General features: G+C 71.8%; 18 protein-coding genes. 6 read left to right on the plus strand and 12 right to left on the minus strand.

Going from position 1 to position 16,865, the window contains the following annotated elements; all coding sequences use genetic code 11:
- Positions 1-605 precede the first annotated feature (605 nt).
- Positions 606-809, plus strand: a complete 204-nt coding sequence (locus IF06_RS0129285; RefSeq protein WP_013283729.1) for a PspC domain-containing protein — start codon at positions 606-608, stop codon at positions 807-809.
- Between the two features lie 80 nt (positions 810-889).
- Here IF06_RS0129285 and IF06_RS0129290 read toward each other — a convergent pair whose 3' ends face one another.
- From IF06_RS0129290 to pdxH, 7 genes are all read right to left on the minus strand, one after another.
- Positions 890-1,666: a DUF4230 domain-containing protein gene (locus IF06_RS0129290; protein ID WP_013283728.1), complete on the minus strand. Its 777-nt coding sequence runs from the start codon at positions 1,664-1,666 to the stop codon at positions 890-892.
- A gap of 133 nt (positions 1,667-1,799) precedes the next feature.
- The gene (locus IF06_RS0129295; RefSeq protein WP_013473751.1) at positions 1,800-2,960 is read right to left on the minus strand and encodes an acyl-CoA dehydrogenase family protein; all 1,161 of its coding nucleotides are present in this window, start codon (positions 2,958-2,960) and stop codon (positions 1,800-1,802) included.
- A gap of 31 nt (positions 2,961-2,991) precedes the next feature.
- Positions 2,992-3,297: a type II toxin-antitoxin system VapB family antitoxin gene (locus IF06_RS0129300; RefSeq protein ID WP_013283726.1), complete on the minus strand. Its 306-nt coding sequence runs from the start codon at positions 3,295-3,297 to the stop codon at positions 2,992-2,994.
- 53 nt (positions 3,298-3,350) lie between these two features.
- Positions 3,351-3,953 (minus strand): nitroreductase family protein, encoded by a 603-nt coding sequence (locus IF06_RS0129305; RefSeq protein WP_030274907.1) that lies wholly within the window; start codon positions 3,951-3,953, stop codon positions 3,351-3,353.
- Positions 3,954-3,955: 2 nt separating this feature from the next.
- The gene (locus IF06_RS0129310) at positions 3,956-4,882 is read right to left on the minus strand and encodes an aldose 1-epimerase family protein (RefSeq protein ID WP_013473750.1); all 927 of its coding nucleotides are present in this window, start codon (positions 4,880-4,882) and stop codon (positions 3,956-3,958) included.
- Positions 4,883-4,898: 16 nt separating this feature from the next.
- Positions 4,899-6,191, minus strand: a complete 1,293-nt coding sequence (locus tag IF06_RS0129315) for an MFS transporter (protein WP_013473749.1) — start codon at positions 6,189-6,191, stop codon at positions 4,899-4,901.
- Positions 6,188-6,817, minus strand: coding sequence for a pyridoxamine 5'-phosphate oxidase (gene pdxH, locus IF06_RS0129320; protein ID WP_052166230.1), 630 nt, complete (start codon positions 6,815-6,817; stop codon positions 6,188-6,190). The genes IF06_RS0129315 and pdxH overlap by 4 nt, the downstream gene beginning before the upstream one ends.
- Before the next feature lie 273 nt (positions 6,818-7,090).
- Between pdxH and IF06_RS0129325 the strand changes: the two genes are divergently transcribed.
- The 4 genes from IF06_RS0129325 (at position 7,091) to IF06_RS0129340 (ending at position 11,937) form a co-directional block, all read left to right on the plus strand.
- A complete protein-coding gene (locus tag IF06_RS0129325) occupies positions 7,091-8,197 on the plus strand; it encodes a citrate synthase 2 (RefSeq protein WP_013283721.1) in 1,107 nt (368 codons plus the stop codon).
- A 282-nt stretch (positions 8,198-8,479) separates the two neighbouring features.
- Positions 8,480-9,607: a phosphoserine transaminase gene (serC, locus tag IF06_RS0129330; protein ID WP_030274911.1), complete on the plus strand. Its 1,128-nt coding sequence runs from the start codon at positions 8,480-8,482 to the stop codon at positions 9,605-9,607.
- Between the two features lie 191 nt (positions 9,608-9,798).
- Positions 9,799-10,887 carry a septation protein SepH gene (gene sepH / locus IF06_RS0129335; protein ID WP_030274914.1) on the plus strand — a complete coding sequence of 363 codons (1,089 nt, stop codon included), beginning with the start codon at positions 9,799-9,801 and terminating at the stop codon, positions 10,885-10,887.
- A 63-nt stretch (positions 10,888-10,950) separates the two neighbouring features.
- Positions 10,951-11,937, plus strand: a complete 987-nt coding sequence (locus IF06_RS0129340) for an aldo/keto reductase (RefSeq protein ID WP_013283718.1) — start codon at positions 10,951-10,953, stop codon at positions 11,935-11,937.
- Positions 11,938-12,003: 66 nt separating this feature from the next.
- On the opposite strand, the gene thpR is transcribed toward IF06_RS0129340, so the two are convergent.
- From thpR to IF06_RS0129365, 5 genes are all read right to left on the minus strand, one after another.
- Complete coding sequence (thpR, locus tag IF06_RS0129345) at positions 12,004-12,567, minus strand: RNA 2',3'-cyclic phosphodiesterase (protein WP_030274916.1); 564 nt, start codon at positions 12,565-12,567, stop codon at positions 12,004-12,006.
- Positions 12,568-12,571: 4 nt separating this feature from the next.
- Complete coding sequence (locus IF06_RS0129350) at positions 12,572-13,081, minus strand: hypothetical protein (protein WP_013283716.1); 510 nt, start codon at positions 13,079-13,081, stop codon at positions 12,572-12,574.
- Positions 13,082-13,156: 75 nt separating this feature from the next.
- Positions 13,157-14,443 carry an MFS transporter gene (locus IF06_RS0129355; protein WP_030274918.1) on the minus strand — a complete coding sequence of 429 codons (1,287 nt, stop codon included), beginning with the start codon at positions 14,441-14,443 and terminating at the stop codon, positions 13,157-13,159.
- 68 nt (positions 14,444-14,511) lie between these two features.
- The gene (locus IF06_RS0129360; protein WP_030274920.1) at positions 14,512-14,961 is read right to left on the minus strand and encodes a MarR family winged helix-turn-helix transcriptional regulator; all 450 of its coding nucleotides are present in this window, start codon (positions 14,959-14,961) and stop codon (positions 14,512-14,514) included.
- Between the two features lie 61 nt (positions 14,962-15,022).
- Complete coding sequence (locus IF06_RS0129365) at positions 15,023-16,504, minus strand: NCS2 family permease (RefSeq protein ID WP_030274922.1); 1,482 nt, start codon at positions 16,502-16,504, stop codon at positions 15,023-15,025.
- A gap of 93 nt (positions 16,505-16,597) precedes the next feature.
- Between IF06_RS0129365 and IF06_RS0129370 the strand changes: the two genes are divergently transcribed.
- Positions 16,598-16,861 carry a DUF2530 domain-containing protein gene (locus IF06_RS0129370; protein ID WP_013473744.1) on the plus strand — a complete coding sequence of 88 codons (264 nt, stop codon included), beginning with the start codon at positions 16,598-16,600 and terminating at the stop codon, positions 16,859-16,861.
- Positions 16,862-16,865: the final 4 nt, after the last annotated feature.

The raw sequence follows: 16,865 nt of genomic DNA on the forward strand, positions 1-16,865 counted from the left end.
AGATGTGTATAAGAGACAGCGCCCCGCCCGCCCTCGCGCTACTGCCGCCGACTCCCGCCCCGCCCCTCCCCGTCGATCTTGGAGTTATGGTGCCCAGGATGCCCGATTAACGCCTTTCGCGAGGTGCCACAACTCCAAGATCGACGCGCCGTGGCCTGCCCCCGGGGAGATCTTGGTACCGAATGGCCCCCATAGGGGCACTTTCCTACCAAGATCTCCACTGTCCCAGTCAGCGGAACGCCAGTCCCGCGAGGCGGAAAGCGCTCGACGCAGCACCCCTCGCCGAGCAGGCCTCCCGGCCGACGCCACCCCCACCACTCCCGCGATCTTGCAGCTGCGGCCCTGAACAACTACGCGAATCGGGCACAACGGGGGCCGCAACTGCAAGATCGCGAGGGCTGCGCGGGGCGGCGCGACGGCGGCACGGGGCAGCGCGAGGGCGGCGCGAGGGTGAGGCGAGGAGCGGGGGCGTTGGTGAGGAAGCGCCGGGGTAAGCACCTACGGGTGCCCGGGTCGCCGATCCTCCTCGGGGCTGAGGGCGCGGCGCGTACCCCTTTCTACCGTGGAATCAGCGCGGCGGATCGCCGCAGAAGTGGGAGACGACGATGAGTCGCAAACTGGTCCGGCCCCGCCAGGGGCGCATGATCGCCGGTGTCTGCGCCGGCCTGGGGCAGCGGTTCGGCATGTCGGCCGGCATGGTCCGGCTGCTGTTCCTGCTGTCGCTGCTGCTGCCCGGCACGCAGGTGATCGTCTACCTGATCCTGTGGATCCTGATGCCGAACGAGGACCGCTACCTCGCCACCCGCTGACGCGACACGAGCCGGGACGCCGGCACACACGCGACGCGCCCGCCCCGGATCATCGGGGCGGGCGCGCGGCGTCAGAGCGGTCAGGGAGCGGTGTACGTGACCGTCACCTTCTCGTACCCGAGGGAGCGCAGCAGCCCTTCGAGCATCTTGCGGGTGTTCTCCTGGGCCCGGGCGGTGAGCCCGCTGTCCCGGGCGGCAGCGGTGATGCGGTCCTCGGCGAGCTTGTAGACCTGCTGCTGCCGGTTCGGGTCGCCCGCGACCAGGTCGTTGAGCCGGTTGATCAGGCCGCGCTGCTCGGCGAACACGTAGCTCTTGTCCATGTCCAGATCGGTCTCGCCGAGCTGCGGCGCGGGCAGCTTGATCTCGGCGGACTTGCCGTCCTCGGAGACCACCACGGCACCGTCGGCGATCTTCCCGAAGTCGACGTACGCCTCGACCCGGCCCGCCCCGACGAACAGCGTGCGCTCGTTGAGCAGGAAGTCGGGCACGTTGCGCCTGTCGTTCTGCACGTCGACCACGACCTGGAAGTTGCCCTCGGCGGCGACGTAGCGGCTCAGGTCACGGATCGACTTGAGCAGCGGCGGCTGGCTGCGGTCGGTCTGCTCCTTGGCGAACGGGTTGCGGAAGTCGGGCAGCAGACCGGTGGCCTGCACGCCGAGCAGCACCACGACCGCCAGCGCCGCCGCGCCGAGCACCCAGAGCAGGCCGCGCGCCGGGCCGCCGCCCGACGCCGGGGCACCGGGGGCGTACTCGCGGTCGTGGTCGGGCGAGCCCTCCGCCCGGTCGCGAAGGGACTCGCTGGTGGGGTAGTCCGGGAACTCCCGGGTGGGCTCGTTGATGTCACCGTCGCGGGCCATCGCCCTCACCGTCCTCGTCCGACTCTTCCTCGTCCGACACATCGATCCTCAGCCGACACATCGACTGACAATGACGGTACGGCCACCGTGCGACAGTCGCTCGCCGAGCGCCCCGATCGGGTGAAGCCGCAGGTCAGGCGAACGCGGACAGGCCGGTGAGCCGCTGGCCGATGACGAGCTGGTGGATCTCGGAGGTGCCCTCGTAGGTGAGCACGCTCTCCAGGTTGTTGGCGTGCCGCATCACCGGGTACTCCCCCGATACGCCGTTGGCGCCGAGGATCGTGCGGCACTGCCGGGCGATGGCGAGCGCCTCGCGGACGTTGTTCAGTTTGCCCACGCTCACCTGGTCGGGCCGCAGCGTGCCCGCGTCGGCGAGGCGGCCCAGGTGCAGCGCGAGCAGCATGCCCTTGTTCCACTCCACCGCCATGTCGGCGAGCTTGGCCTGGGTGAGCTGGAAACCGGCGAGCGGGCGGCCGAACTGGGTGCGCGTGGTCGCGTACTCCAGAGCGGTTTCCAGGCAGTCGCGGGCCGCGCCGAGCGCGCCCCAGACGATGCCGTGCCGGGCCTCGGTCAAGCATCCCAGCGGCGCTTTGAGCCCGATCGCCTCGGGCAGTCGCGCGTCGGCCGGCAGCCGGACGTCATCGAGGGCGATCTCGCCGGTCAGGGACGCGCGCAGCGACATCTTGTGCCGGATCTCGCGCGCCGTCACCCCCGGCGTGTCCATGGGTACGGCGAAGCCGCGCACCCCGTCGTCGGTACGCGCCCAGATCACGCCCACGTCCGCGATCGGCGCGTTGGTGATCCACAGTTTGCTGCCGTTGAGGATCCAGTCGTCGCCGTCGCGGCGGGCGCGGGTGGCCATCGAGGCGGGGTCGGAGCCGTGGTCGGGTTCGGTGAGCCCGAAGCAGCCGATCGCCTCGCCGGCCGCCATGGCGGGCAGCCAGCGCTGCTTCTGCTCCTCGCTGCCGTAGCGCCAGATGGCGTACATGGCGAGCGATCCCTGCACCGACACCAGCGAGCGGACGCCGGAGTCGCCGGCCTCCAGTTCCAGGCAGGCGAGCCCGTACGCGACCGCTGACGCGCCGGCGCAGCCGTAGCCGGTCAGGTGCATGCCGAGCAGGCCGAGTTTGCCGAACTCGCGGGCCAGTTCGCGGGCCGGAACCTGGCCGTCCTCGTACCATCCGGCGACGTGCGGGCGTACCCGGTCGGTCACGAGCCGGCGCACGACGGTGCGGATCTGCCGCTCCTCGTCGCTGAGCGACGCATCGATGTCGAGCAGGTCGAGAGGAGTCATGGCGTCACCTTAACCAAGACTCAGGGAGGCGTCACTCGCCCTGGTCACCGAGCACGAGCACCCGCGCGTGGATCTGGTTGCGCTGCTGGAGCGCCGCGCGCAGCGCCCGGTGCAGGCCGTCCTCCAGGTAGAGGCCGCCGTTCCACTGGACGACGTGCGGGAAGAGGTCGCCGTAGAAGGTGGAGTCCTCCGCGAGCAGCTTGTCCAGCGCGAGTTCGCGCTTGGTGGTGATGAGCTGGTCAAGCCGCAGCGGGCGCGGCGGAATCTCGGCCCACTGCTTCAGCGTGAGGTTGTGCTCCGGGTAGGGACGCCCGTCCCGGACCGCCCTGAAGATCACGGCGTGCTCTCCTCCCCAGGCCAGGCTGACAATGTGGATGTCAGCCTAACCGCTCAGGTCCACCGTCCCCGCCGCACCACATCCTGCACCGGACGCCGCCCTCGGCGCAGCGACGGTGACCGGTGGTCGACAGCTCGGTAACCTACTGTGATCGCACCGATCGGGTGCAGTTCCGGCGGTACCCCGAACGCCTCCCGGTACGCCCCGATGCGCTGCGGCGGGATGCCGAAGAAGCACGCGCCCAGCCCCTCGTCCACGGCGGTGAGCAGCATCAGCAGCGCCGCGAAACCGGTGTCCACGTACCAGTAGGGCACCGGCCAGCGGTCCTCGGCGCGGTCCGCCCAGCCCTTGTCCGCCTCGGCGTAGCGGTCCAGGTAGGCGTCGCGGTTGGCGTGCGGCACCACGATCAGCGGCGCCCGGCGCATCCCGGCCAGCCAGCGTTCCCGGCCGCCGCCACCAGGCGTGGTCGCGGCCCAGAACCGTTCCCGGTCCTCGGGTTCCTCCAGCACCAGGAAGCCCCAGCCCTGCGAGAACCCGGCCGACGGGGCCCGGACGGCGTGGTCGAGCAGCCGGTCCACCACCTCCGGCGGCACCGGCCTGTCGGGGTCGTAGTTGCGCACCATCCGGCGGCGCCGGACGACGTCGGCGAACTCCACGCTCAGACCTCCGGGCGGACGCCCCAGGCGCCCCGCCAGGTCTGCCCCGGCTCCAGCATGATCAGGTCCTTCCCGGAGCGGAACGCGTCGGGCGGGCACGTCATCGGCTCCACCGCCACGGACCGGCGGTGCCGTTCCCCGCCGAGCGTGTCGCCGGTGAACACCTGCCACCAGCCGAACTCGCGGTCTGCCCAGATCCGCAGCCCGGACGAGCCGTCCGGCGCGCTCAGCACCACCGCCGAGCCGCCGTCGGCGTCCCGCTCGACGTCACCGAACGCGGTGTCGAGCACCAGGTCGCCGATCGGGCGCGGGCTGGTGAAGTCGAACTCGGAGCCGGTCACCTCGGCGGCGGCGACCGGCAGCAGGCGGCTGTCCACCAGCACCCGCCGCCGGGCCGGTACGTGCAACCGCAACTCGTCCACACCGACCTTCGGCAGTTGCAGGTAGGGGTGCACGGAGAAGCCGAACGGCGCGGGCTCGTCGGAGACGTTCGTCGCCTCGTGCTCGGCCCGCAGGCCGTCCGGGCCGACGCTCCACCGGGCCCGCAGCCGCAGTGCCCACGGGTAGCCGGGGCTCGGCGGCAGGTCGTAGCCGACGGTCACGCTGTCCGCCGACTGCTCGATCGGCTGCCACCGCACCCAGTTCACCAGGCCGTGCAGGGCGTTGTGCCGCTCCGGTTCGGTGAGGTCGAGCTGAAACGACCGTTCCCCGACCGTGTAGACGCCGTCCCGGACGCGGTTCGGCCACGGCGCCAGCACCTGCCCGGCCGAGCCGGGGCAGACCTCGTCCTCGGCGTACCCATCGAGGTGGTCCACGCCGTCGTAGCGGTAGGCCCGCAGGCCGCCGCCCACCTCGACCACGACGGCCTCGTGGCCGTCGGCCGCGATGGTCCACTGTGTACCGGACGGAGGCTGCACGTCGATCCCCATGTCGGCGACCCTACCGTCAGTGCCGGTCCTCGGCGGGAGTGGTCGAGCGATAGCGCAGCAGCGCCGGGAACGCCACCACCAGCAGCACCGCGAGTACGGCGGCGGCCAGGCCGCCACCGACCATGGCGAAGCCGGTGCCGAAACCGGCGGCCATCGCACCGGCCCGCAGGTCGCCCAGACGCGGGCCACCGGCCACCACGACCGTGTTCACGCCCTGGAGGCGGCCACGCATCCGGTCCGGCGCGTAGACCAGCAGCATCGACTGGCGCAGCGTGGCGCTGACCAGGTCGGCGGCGCCGGCGACGCCCAGCAGCACCACCGCCACCCACAGCTGCCCGGCCAGCCCGGCGAGCGCGATGGCCACGCCCCAGCCGACCACCGCCACTGTGAGCGCGAGGCCCTGCCGTCGTACCCGGCCGATCCACCCCGAGGTCAGGCCGCCCAGCATCGCGCCGATGGCGATGGAGCTGTAGAGCCAGCCCACCGCCGAGGCACCGCCGAAGCGTTCCTGCGCCAGCTCCGGGAACAGCGCCCGCGGCATGGCCAGGATCATCGCGATCAGGTCGATGGCGAAGGAGAGCAGCAGCACCCGCGTGGTCGCCAGGTAGCGGAAGCCGTCGACGATGCTGGCGAACCCGGCCTTGCGGACACCGCCGTCCGGGTCCGGCGCGGGCGGCATCGCGGGCAGCCGCAGCGTGGCCCAGAGCGACGCGGTGAACAGCAGCGCGTCCGCCGCGTACGCGATGGGCAGCGCCACCCCGACCTGCCAGGCGGCGAAGATCAGGCCGGCGGCGAGCGGGCCGAAGACGGCGGCGGCGGTGAACGTGGTGAAGTTCAGCGTGGTGGCCGCCGGGACCAGCTCCGCGGGCACCAGCCGGGGCAGGATCGCGCTGCGGGCCGGCGAGGTGATCGCGAAGGCGGTCGACTGGAGGCCGACGAGCAGCAGGAGCAGCAGCGGGCTGCGCGCACCGGCCAGCGACTGCACCAGAAGCCCGAGCGTCGAGACCCAGAGCACGCAGCCGCCGACGAGCAGCACGCGGCGGCGGTCCCGGGCGTCGGCGACCGCGCCGCCCCACAGCCCGAAGATCAGCAGCGGTACGAAGCCCGCGATGCCGAGCAGACCGACCCAGAGCGAGCCGCCGGTCAGGTCGAACATCTCCACCGGCACCGCCACGGCGGTGAACTGGAACCCGAACATGGCGATCGCGTTGCCGGTCCAGACCCGCCGGTACGCGGGCACGCGCAGCGGACGCAGGTCGATCGCCCAGCGGCGCGCGCCCCGCCGCCGGGCCTGCGTGACGTCGGTCACGGCGCGAGCCGCTCGACGACGAAGAACCCGTCCCCGGTACGCCGGAAGCGCAGCCGGTCGTGCAGCCGGCTGGCCCGGCCCTGCCAGAACTCGACAGTCTCCGGACGGACCCGGAACCCGCCCCAGTACGGCGGCGCGGGGATCGGGTCCACGTCGGCGAACCGCTCGGCCGCCGCCCGGTACGCCGCGTCGAGCGCGGTCCGGTCCGGCACCACCGTCGACTGGGCGCTGGCCCACGCCCCGAGCTGCGAGCCGCGCGGCCGAGTGGCGAAGTACGCCTCGGTCTCGGCCCGGTCCACCTGCTCGACCCGGCCGGTCACGATCACCTGCCGCTGCATCGGGAACCAGGGGAACACCAGGCTGGCCCACGGGTTCCCGATCACCTCGGCGCCCTTGCGCGAGCCGTGGTTGGTGTAGAAGACGAAGCCCTCCGGGCCGTATCCCTTGAGCAGCACGGTGCGCCCGCTGGGCCGGCCCCGGTCGTCGGCCGTGCCGAGCACCATCGCGTTCGGCTCGGGCAGCTGATGGGCCACCGCGTCGGCGAACCAGCGGGCGAACTGGGTGTGCCAGTCCGGCGCCAGGTCCGTCTCGGTCAGGCCCAGGCCGGCCGCGTACTCGTTACGCATGCCGGCCGGGGCGGGTGTGTCGCCTGTCACTGTGGTAGTCCCTCTCCCGGGCGTGCCGGCGTCCCCCGACGCTGGCCAGGCCCCGGTACCCAGTCTTCTCCTCCCCGAACGGGCGTCCACCGGCGGGGATGTCGCGTGGCGCACAGTGGCTGTGGGTCGCGCAGCGCGTTACCCACCGGGCAAGATGTCACGAACCACATCCCTGAAGGGTCGCCTGAGCTGCGGGGCTCGATCAGCCCGCCCGGGCGCGCCGAGCCGAAGCCAGGAGACGACATGTCCGATTTCAAACCGGGCCTGGAAGGCGTCGTAGCCTTCGAGACCGAGATCGCCGAACCCGACCGCGCGGGGGGATCACTGCGCTACCGGGGCGTGGACATCGAGGACCTGATCGGCCAGGTCTCGTTCGGCAACGTCTGGGCACTGCTGGTGGACGGCCGGTTCGGCCCGGGCCTGCCGCCGGCCGAGCCGTTCCCGGTGCCGGTTCACTCCGGTGACATCCGCGTCGACGTGCAGTCCGCGGTCGCCATGCTGGCCCCGTACTGGGGGCTCAACCAGCTTCTCGACATCTCCGACGAGCAGGCCCGCGAGGACCTGGCCCGGGTGTCGGTCACCGCGCTGTCCTTCGTCGCCCAGTCGGCGCGCGGCCTGGGCCTGCCGGCCGTGCCGCAGAAGGAGATCGACAAGGCGGAGACCATCGTCGAGCGGTTCATGAAGCGCTGGCGCGGTGAGCCCGACCCGCGGCACGTCAAGGCCGTCGACGCGTACTTCATCTCGGCCGCCGAGCACGGCCTGAACGCCTCCACCTTCACCGCCCGGATCGTCGCCTCCACCGGCGCGGACGCCGCGGCCTGCATCTCCTCCGGCATCGGCGCGCTCTCCGGCCCGCTGCACGGCGGCGCCCCGTCCCGGGTGCTCAGCATGCTGGAGGCGGTCGAGCGCAGTGGCGACGCCGATGGGTACGTCAAGGGCGTCCTGGACCGGGGCGAGCGCCTGATGGGCTTCGGCCACCGGGTCTACCGGGCCGAGGACCCGCGCGCCCGCGTGCTGCGGCGTACCGCCAAGGAGCTGGGCGCGCCCCGCTTCGAGGTCGCCGAGGCGCTGGAGAAGGCCGCGCTGGCCGAGCTCCAGGCCCGCCGCCCGGACCGCGTCCTCGCCACAAACGTCGAGTTCTGGTCCGCGGTGGTGCTGGACTTCGCCGAGGTGCCGGCGCACATGTTCACCTCGATGTTCACCTGCGCCCGGATGGGCGGCTGGTCGGCGCACATCCTGGAGCAGAAGAAGCTCCAGCGGCTGGTCCGGCCGTCGGCCACGTACGTCGGCCACGGCCCGCGCAAGCCGCAGCAGGTCGAGGGCTGGGACGCCATCCCGCACGGCGTCTGACGTGTAAGGAAGGGGCCCCGCTTAACGCCTCCGGTAGAGGCGGGGCCCCTTCTTAACGCCCGGCTCCGTGCCCACGAGGCGCTGCACCGCTGTGGCGCACGACTCAGCGCCGACAGTGGGACCAGCCGCCGGTCCGGGCCGCCCGGGTGGGAGGATGAAGGCCGGCAGCGCTGCCGGCCGGGTTCGGACCCCGGCCGCCTCGTGCGCCCGGCGCACGCCCGGCCATCGGTCCGCGCCCGCACCAAGGGCCCGTCCCGCCCACGCGGAAGGATCAAGACAACCGTGGCTGACGCACCGACCATCCGGATTCCCGACGAGATCAGGCCCGCCGACGGACGATTCGGCTGCGGCCCGTCCAAGGTCCGTCCGGCCGCGGTCTCCGCCCTCTCCGACGTCGCCACCAGCTACCTGGGCACGTCGCACCGGCAGAAGACGGTCCGCGACCAGGTGTCCCGGCTGCGCCGCGGCCTGGCCGAGTTCTTCTCCCTGCCCGAGGGGTACGAGGTGGTGCTCGGCAACGGCGGCACCACCGCGTTCTGGGAGGTCGCCACGTTCGGCCTGATCCGCGACCGGGCCCAGTTCGCCAGCTTCGGCGAGTTCGGCGCCAAGTTCGCCAAGTCGGTCAAGGACGCGCCGTTCCTCGGTGAGCCGACCGTGCGCAAGTCCGACGCGGGCAGCGCCCCGTCGCTCGTGGCCGAGGCCGGCGTGGACGTCTACGCCACCCCGCACAACGAGACCTCCACCGGCGTCGCGGTGCCGATCAGCCGGGTCGCGGGCGCCGACGAGGGCTCGCTGCTGCTGGTCGACGCCACCTCCGGCGCGGGCGGGCTGGACGTGGACGTCGCCCAGACCGACGTCTACTACTTCGCGCCGCAGAAGTGCTTCGGCTCCGACGGCGGGCTCTGGCTGGCCCTGATGTCGCCGGCCGCGCTGGCCCGGGCCACCGAGGTCAAGGAGTCCGGCCGGTACATCCCGGCCTTCCTCGACCTGGTCACCGCGATCGACAACTCGCGGCTGGAGCAGACGTACAACACCCCGGCGCTGGCGACCATCTTCCTGGCCGCGGAGCAGACCGACTGGATGAACTCCCAGGGCGGGCTGGCCTGGGCGGCCAAGCGCACCGCCGAGAGCGCCGGCATCGTGTACGGCTGGGCCGAGCGCTCGTCGTTCGCCACGCCGTTCGTGTCGGACCCGGCGCTGCGGTCCAACGTGGTCGCCACCGTCGACTTCGCCGACGAGGTGGACGCCACGGCGATCGCCAAGGCGCTGCGCGCCAACGGCATCGTCGACACCGAGCCGTACCGCAAGCTGGGCCGCAACCAGCTGCGGGTGGCGCTGTTCCCGGCCGTCGAGCCGGCCGACGTCGAGGCGCTCACCGCGTCCATCGACTACGTGGTGGAGCGACTCTGATCACGTCGTGACGGTGCGTGGCCGTCGGGGCCCCGGCGGCCACCCACCGTGATCGTTACCGCAGCTCAGTCACGACATGCCGGGGTGTCGCAGTCCCCATCGGCGGGTAGATGAGCGTACGGTGGTGCGAGACGCCCGGGTGGCCGGCTCCCGTGGCGTGACGGCCAGCGAAGCGGGACGGAGGCAAGCCCATGCGCCCAGTACGCTTCGTCGCCCTCTCCGAGGACGGCCAGGCCCTGGTGCTCGCCGACGAGGTGGGGCGCCTGCTGGCGCTGCCCATCGACGAGCGGATCGCGTCGGCGCTGCACGCCGAGCCGGGCGCCCCGCCGCTCGCTGTGGTGCCGAGCGCCACCGACCCGACGCCGTCGCTGTCCCCACGCGACATCCAGGCCCGGATCCGGTCCGGCGAGTCCGCGGAGGACGTCGCCCGCATCGCGGGCGTACCAGTCGACCGGGTGCTGCGTTACGCCGGTCCGGTGCTCCAGGAGCGGGCCATGCTCGCCCAGCACGCCCGCCGCACCCGGCTCAAGGGCGCGGAGAAGCCGACCCCGCTGGCCGAGGTCGTCAACGGCCGGCTGGCCCAGCACGGCATCGACACCGAGAAGATTTCGTGGGACGCCTACCGCCGCGACGACGGTACCTGGCGGATCATCGCGACCTGGCCGTCCGGCAAGGCCACCGCCCAGGCGGTGTGGGAACTGGACAAGACCCGGCAGAACGTCGCCCCGCACGACGACATGGCGCAATACCTGTGCGCCGAGCGGCCCACGCCGATCCTCGGCCAGGAGCCGGCGCCGGAGCGGGGCGGTCACGCGCTGCCCGGTCCGTCGCGTGGCGAGCCGAGCCGGGGTGGGCACGGCCTGCCGGCCGCATCCGAGCACGCCCGTCCGGGGCGTGACCCGATCCGCGCCGGCCGGGACGCGCTGCTCGCCTCGCTGGACCGGCCGCTCGGCGGCACGTCCGGGCGTGGTCTCGACACCCGCTCCCCGGCTGCGCTGGCCGGGCAGGAGGCGCCCCGTCAGCGGGCCGTCGCCGGTGGTGCCGCCGCGCTGCTCGGTGGTGGGCAGGGTTCGGCCTTCGACGACGACTCGGACGCGCCGAAGGAGATCCCGGCCGTACCCTCGCTCGCCGTGCTGCGGCCCCGCCGCACCGGCCCCGCGGCGGCGACCGGCGGTGCGGCAGCCGAGTCCACCGATGCCGGTGGCAAGCCGCGCAAGCGGTTGCCGAGCTGGGACGACGTGCTGTTCGGCACCGGCCCGGCGGCCCGCGAATCATCCTGATCCACCGCTCCACCCTGGCTCGTTGAGAGGGCACTCTAAGTGCCGGCGTGCCAGGGTGGAGTCATGGAGTACACGAACCTGGGACGCACCGGTCTGTCCGTGAGCCGACTCTGCCTCGGCACGATGAACTTCGGTCCGCAGACCGACGAGCCGGACAGTTTCGCCATCATGGACCGGGCGCTCGAACACGGGATCAACTTCTTCGACACCGCGAACGTCTACGGCTGGAAGCTCGGCGAGGGCGTCACCGAGCAGATCGTCGGCCGCTGGTTCGCGCAGGGCGGCGGGCGCCGCGACAAGGTCGTCCTCGCCACCAAGGTGTACGGCAAGATGGGCGAGTGGCCCAACGAGCAGGGCCTGAGCGCCCGGCACATCATCCGGGCCTGCGAGGACTCGCTGCGTCGGCTCCAGACCGACACGATCGACCTCTACCAGATGCACCACATCTCCCGGACCACGCCGTGGGAGGAGATCTGGCAGGCGATGGAGACGCTCGTCGCCCAGGGCAAGGTGCTCTACGTCGGATCGTCCAACTTCGCCGGCTGGCACATCGCGCAGGCGCAGGCCGCGGCCGGCAAGCGCAACTTCCTCGGGCTCGTCTCCGAGCAGTGCATCTACAACCTGCTGACCCGGTACGTCGAACTGGAGGTCGTCCCGGCCGCGCAGCACTACGGGCTGGGCATCATCCCCTGGTCGCCGCTGCACGGCGGGCTGCTCTCCGGCATCATCCGCAAGATGGCCGAGGGCAGCGCGGCGCGCGGCACCACCGGCCGCTCGGCCGACGCGCTGGCCGAGCACCGGAACACCATCGAGGCGTACGAGAAGCTCTGCGCCGACCTGGGTCACGACCCGGCGGATGTGGCGCTGGCGTGGCTGCTGTCCCGGCCGGGCGTGACCGCCCCGATCGTCGGCCCGCGCACCATGGACCAGCTCGACCGCAACCTCGGTGCCCTAGACGTCCGGCTGGACGAGTCGACGCTGACCCGCCTCGACGAGCTGTTCCCGCCGGTCGGCAACGGCGGCCCCGGCCCCGAGGCCTGGGCCTGGTAGGAAAGGAAGGGCCCCTTCTTAACGCCTCCGGTAGAGGAGGGGCCCCTTCTTAACGCCCCGCCCGAATTAAGCGCCCGCCGCCAGCGCCCACGCGACGACGGGGGTGTAGCGCGGCGTACGGCCCAGGTGGCTGCGGATCAGGAGCACCTCGCCGGCCGTCCACTGCGGCCCGGCGTAGTCGTGCAGCGTGTGCACGTCCGAGCGGACGTCGGCCTCGGGCACCCGGTCGCCGGGGCGGGCGATGGTCAGATGCGCCCGGAACGGCTTGTCGTCACAGGGCAGCCCGGCCTCGCGCAGCCCGTCGCGGATCGACAAGGCGAGCGCGTCGAGCGCCTCGACGTCGCCGCGCACGTCGACCCAGAGCACTGTGGACCGGCCCTCACCGAAGCAGCCGCCACCCGCCAGGCACAGCCGCGGGGAACGAGCCGTCCGGGCGGCCGAGGCGAGCGCGTGCTTCACATCGGGCAGCCGGTCGTCCGGCACCTCGCCGAGGAAGGCGAGCGTGAGGTGCAGGTTCGCCGGGTCGGCGAGGCGGGCGTGGCGGGCGGCCGCGACCCGCAGGCCCTTCATCCGGGCGGTCAGGTCCGCGACGACCACGGCAGGTGGGTAGATCGCCGCGAAGAGACGCACCCGGTCAGCGGTGCCGCTGGTGGTGCGCGGCGCGCGCGGCCGGCAGGGTCAGCCCGGCGGCGTGCAGCAGCCCTTCGACGCGTACCCGTTCGATCTCCCGGTCGACGCCGTCCAGTTCGGCCAGGTGTTCGGCGATGCCGAGCGCGTGGCAGGCGGCGCGCAGCCGTTCGTCGTACGCCTCGATGACCGCGCCGTGCCACACCACGCTGCGGTCGGCGGCGGCGAGCCGGTGGCCGCCGAGACGGCGCAGGTCGGTGGCGAGTTGTTCCAGCGGGCGGCGGCCGTCCTTGTCGAACTCGGTGAGGTCGATGTCGCGGGTCAGCGCCTCGGCCTCGATGGCCCGGTCGAGCCGCGCGATGGTACGGCGTTCCCGGCGCTGCTCCCGCCACTCGGCCCATCCGCAGGCGACCCGATCGATGATCTCGTCGGCGCAGAACAGCAGCGCGAACAGGGCAGGCAGGCAGCAGACGGCGAGGATCGCCAGCGCCAGCAGCAGTCCCTGCCCCACTTCCACACATCGACGCTAAGCCCTGCCGCACCGGCCCGCCACCCGTTTGGGTAATCGGGCCGGTACGACCGGCTATCAGGGCTACTTGGCGCCGGGCGAAACCACGTAGAAGCGGGGCATCGGCAGCACCCGCATCCGCAGCCGGGCGCCGGAGCGGCGCAGCTGCCAGGTGAGCGCCAGCAGCGCGGCGGTGAGCGAGATCAGGCCACCGGCCCAGATGCTCGCGCCCGCGCCGTACGTCTCGGCGACCCAGCCGATCAGCGGCGCGCCGACCGGGTTGGTGCCCAGGAACACCAGCACCCACAGCGCCATCACCCGTCCCCGGAAGGACGCGTCGACACCGAGCTGTACGCGCTGGTTGGCGGCCTGGGCAAAGTAGATCATGAAGAACCCGGCGGGCAGCAGCAGCGTCACGACCATCCAGTACGCCGGGGCGAGCCCGACGAGCGTGCCGAAGATCGCGCAGCCGATCGCGGCGCCGAGCACGAGCCAGACCGAGGGCCGGCTGCGCCGTCCGGTGCCGGCCAGCGCCCCGACCAGCGCGCCGGCCGCGAGGGCGGTGCTGAACAGGCCGAACGAGGCGGCGCCGGTGTTGAACACGGTCTTCGCGAGCGCGGCGAGGGTGAGCTGGAAGTTGAACAGGCTCATCCCGATCACCGACATGAGGACCATCGGCAGCAGGATGTCCGGGCGGCGTGCCACGTACCGGAGGCCGTCGACCACCCGGACCTGGTCCCGCTCGCCGACCGGCGGCAGGTCCTTGCGGTGCAGCTCGTCGGTACGCATCCGGACCACGTTGACCAGCGGGGCGATCGAGCTGAGCGCGGTGACCAGGAAGACCGGGCCGACGTCGACGACGGCGATGGCCAGGCCGGCGACGGCCGGGCCGACGATCCGGGCGGAGTTGAACACTGCTGCGTTGAGCGAGAGCGCGTTCGGCAGCAGCGGCATGCCGACCAGCTCGGAGACGAAGGCCTGGCGGACCGGTGTCTCGACCGCGTTGGCGACGCCGAGCAGGGCGGCGAACGTGAAGACGTGCCAGAGCTGCACCAGGCCGGTGAGGACCAGGATGCTCATGGCGAGCGACAGCACGGTCCAGAAGGCGTTGGCGACGAAGAGCAGCATCCGCTTGTCGTAGCGGTCGGCGAGCCGGCCGGACAGCAGCGTGAGCAGGAGTACGGGGGTGAACTGCAACGCGGTGACCACGCCGAGCGCGGTCGCGGAGTTGTCGCTGAGCTCGAGGACGAGCCAGTCCTGGGCGATGAACATCATCCAGACGCCGATCAGTTTGATCAGCTGCCCGGTGGCGAAGAGTCGATAGTTGCGGACTCGTAGGGACTGGAACATCGTGCTCAGCTTGGCCTGCACTCTAGGTGCGCCTCCTCGCGTCGGTACGCTTCATCCACAGCTGACGAAGCGAACCGCGGGCGGCGGTGTCAGGCGCGAGCGATGCCCTGGAGGATGTCCGCTGCTCGCCGTAGCGTCTCGCGTTCGTCCTCGGTCAGCGCGGCCAGCCGGGTGGCCAGCCACTCGTTGCGGGCCCGCTCGAACTGGTCGAGTACGGCCCTTCCCCCTTCGGTCGCCGCCAGGATGACCTGCCGTCCGTCGGTCGGATGGGGGGTGCGCTGCACGAGGCCGCGCTCCTCCAACTTCGCGACGATCTTCGTCATCGTGGGCGGCTGCACCCGTTCGACATCAGCCAGTTCCCGTGGCGTGAGGGCGCCCGCCAGGTTGAGGCTGGTGAGCGCCGACAGCTGGGTGACCGTGAGGTCGCCGACCGGCCGGGCTTGTCGGACCCGCCGGTTGAGCCGGGTGATCGCATCTCGCAGCTGAGGAGCCAGCTGCGCCGGTGGCACGCGTTTCGCCGTCACCGTCCGCTCCGTCACACTAGTTAGCCTAACTAATGAGCCTGGCTAACGACATGCGTTATGACCAGGCTCACCAGCGTCAGAGCAGCACGGACTCGACCGGCCCGCGCAGGAAGTACACGATGAACAGCACGGCGACCCCGTACAGGAGCGGGTGGACCTCCCGGGCCTTACCCTTCGCCACCTTCAGCAGCACGAAGCTGATCACGCCGGCCCCGATGCCGTTCGAGATCGAATAGGTGAACGGCATCAGCGCGATGGTGAGGAACGCCGGGATGGCGATCTCGTAGTCGGTCCAGTCGATCGTGCGGACCGCCGTCATCATCAGGAAGCCGACCACCACCAGCGCCGTCGACGCGGCCTCGAACGGCACGATCAGCGACAGCGGCGCGAGGAACATGGCGAGCAGGAACAACGCGCCGGTGACCAGGTTGGCCACGCCGGTCCGGGCACCCTCCGCGACGCCTGCGGCGCTCTCGATGTACGACGTGTTGCTGGACACCGAGGCCGCGCCACCCGCGGCGGCGGCGATCGAGTCGACCAGCAGGATCTCCTTGGCCTTCGGCGGGGTGCCCGTCTCGTCGAGCATGTCCCCTTCCTGGCCGATCGCGACCATCGTGCCCATGGTGTCGAAGAAGTCCGTGATCAGCAGCGTGAAGATGAACATCAGCGGCACCAGCCAGCCGACCCGGCTCCACGAGTTCAGCACGTTGAACTGGCCCAGCAGCGACAGGTCGGGCAGGTCCACGATCTGTTTGGGCAGCTCGGGCACGTTCAGCGCCCAGCCCTTCGGGTTCGGCTTGCCGTCGACGAAGGACGGGCCGACGTTGGCGATCGCCTCGACCACGATGGCCAGCACGGTGGAGGCCAGGATGCCGATCAGGATCGCGCCCCGGACCCGGCGTACCACCAGGACCAGCGTGATCAGCAGGCCGACCACGAAGACGAGCATCGGCCAGCTGACGATCTTGCCGTTGATACCCAGCCCGACCGGCACCGTGGAGTTCGCGGCGTCCGGCACGCGCCTGACGAAACCGGCGTCGACCAGGCCGATGATGGTCAGGAACAGACCGATGCCGACGCCGATCGCGGTCTTGAGCTGCGTGGGCACCGAGCGGAACACCGCGGTACGCAGTCCGGTGAGCACCAGGATGCCGATCAGCACACCCTCGATGACCACCAGGCCCATCGCGTCCGCCCAGGTCATCTGGGGCGCGATCTCATAGGCGACGAGCGCGTTCACGCCCAGGCCGGCCGCGAGCGCGATCGGGAACCGGGCCACCACGCCCATCAGGATGGTCATCAGGCCGGCGACCAGCGCGGTCGCCGCGGCGAGCGCCGGGATGGCCAGCGAACGGCCGTCGCCGTCCTTACCGCTGCCCAGGATCAGCGGGTTCAACACCACGATGTACGCCATCGTGAAGAACGTGGCGAAGCCGCCTCGCAACTCCCGGCTCAGCGTCGACCCGCGCGCCGAGATCAGGAAGTAGCGGTCGAAGGCGTTTCGTGGATGCGCGGGATCGGGCGGTGTGCCGTGATCCGGCGGCGGGGCAATGGACATGGTTCCTCATCTAGGTCATCGGCCGGGTTTTGTCGCGCGCATCGTCCCAGATCACCTGGCAGGCAGGGAAGAACGATCACGTAGGCTGGGCCGGTGTCACAGGAGCAACAGCCGCGGCCGGAGCCGCTCGACCCGCCGATGGTGCCGTTCGCCGTCGCCGGGCTGATCGCCTGGGCGGTGGCCGGCCTGGTGCTGCTGATCTTCTTCCGGGACTGGCTCACCGAATCCGGGCGTCAGAACTGGCTCTGGACCTGTCTGGCCGGTTTCCTGTGGGGCTTTCCCGGCTTGGCGGTGATGATGCGGCACGACGCCAACCGGCGTCGCCGGCGCGCTGCCGACGCGCAGCGAGCGCGCTGACCCG

It is taken from the genome of Micromonospora globosa (genome assembly GCF_000717585.1).
GTDB lineage: Bacteria > Actinomycetota > Actinomycetes > Mycobacteriales > Micromonosporaceae > Micromonospora > Micromonospora aurantiaca.

Coding starts and splice junctions, on each gene's coding strand:
- IF06_RS0129365 (WP_030274922.1), bottom strand. CDS start 16,504: ATGTCCATTGCCCCGCCGCCGGATCACGGCACACCGCCCGATCCCGCG.
- IF06_RS0129310 (WP_013473750.1), bottom strand. CDS start 4,882: ATGGGGATCGACGTGCAGCCTCCGTCCGGTACACAGTGGACCATCGCG.
- IF06_RS0129295 (WP_013473751.1), bottom strand. CDS start 2,960: ATGACTCCTCTCGACCTGCTCGACATCGATGCGTCGCTCAGCGACGAG.
- sepH (WP_030274914.1), top strand. CDS start 9,799: ATGCGCCCAGTACGCTTCGTCGCCCTCTCCGAGGACGGCCAGGCCCTG.
- IF06_RS0129285 (WP_013283729.1), top strand. CDS start 606: ATGAGTCGCAAACTGGTCCGGCCCCGCCAGGGGCGCATGATCGCCGGT.
- pdxH (WP_052166230.1), bottom strand. CDS start 6,817: ATGCGTAACGAGTACGCGGCCGGCCTGGGCCTGACCGAGACGGACCTG.
- IF06_RS0129325 (WP_013283721.1), top strand. CDS start 7,091: ATGTCCGATTTCAAACCGGGCCTGGAAGGCGTCGTAGCCTTCGAGACC.
- IF06_RS0129340 (WP_013283718.1), top strand. CDS start 10,951: ATGGAGTACACGAACCTGGGACGCACCGGTCTGTCCGTGAGCCGACTC.
- IF06_RS0129290 (WP_013283728.1), bottom strand. CDS start 1,666: ATGGCCCGCGACGGTGACATCAACGAGCCCACCCGGGAGTTCCCGGAC.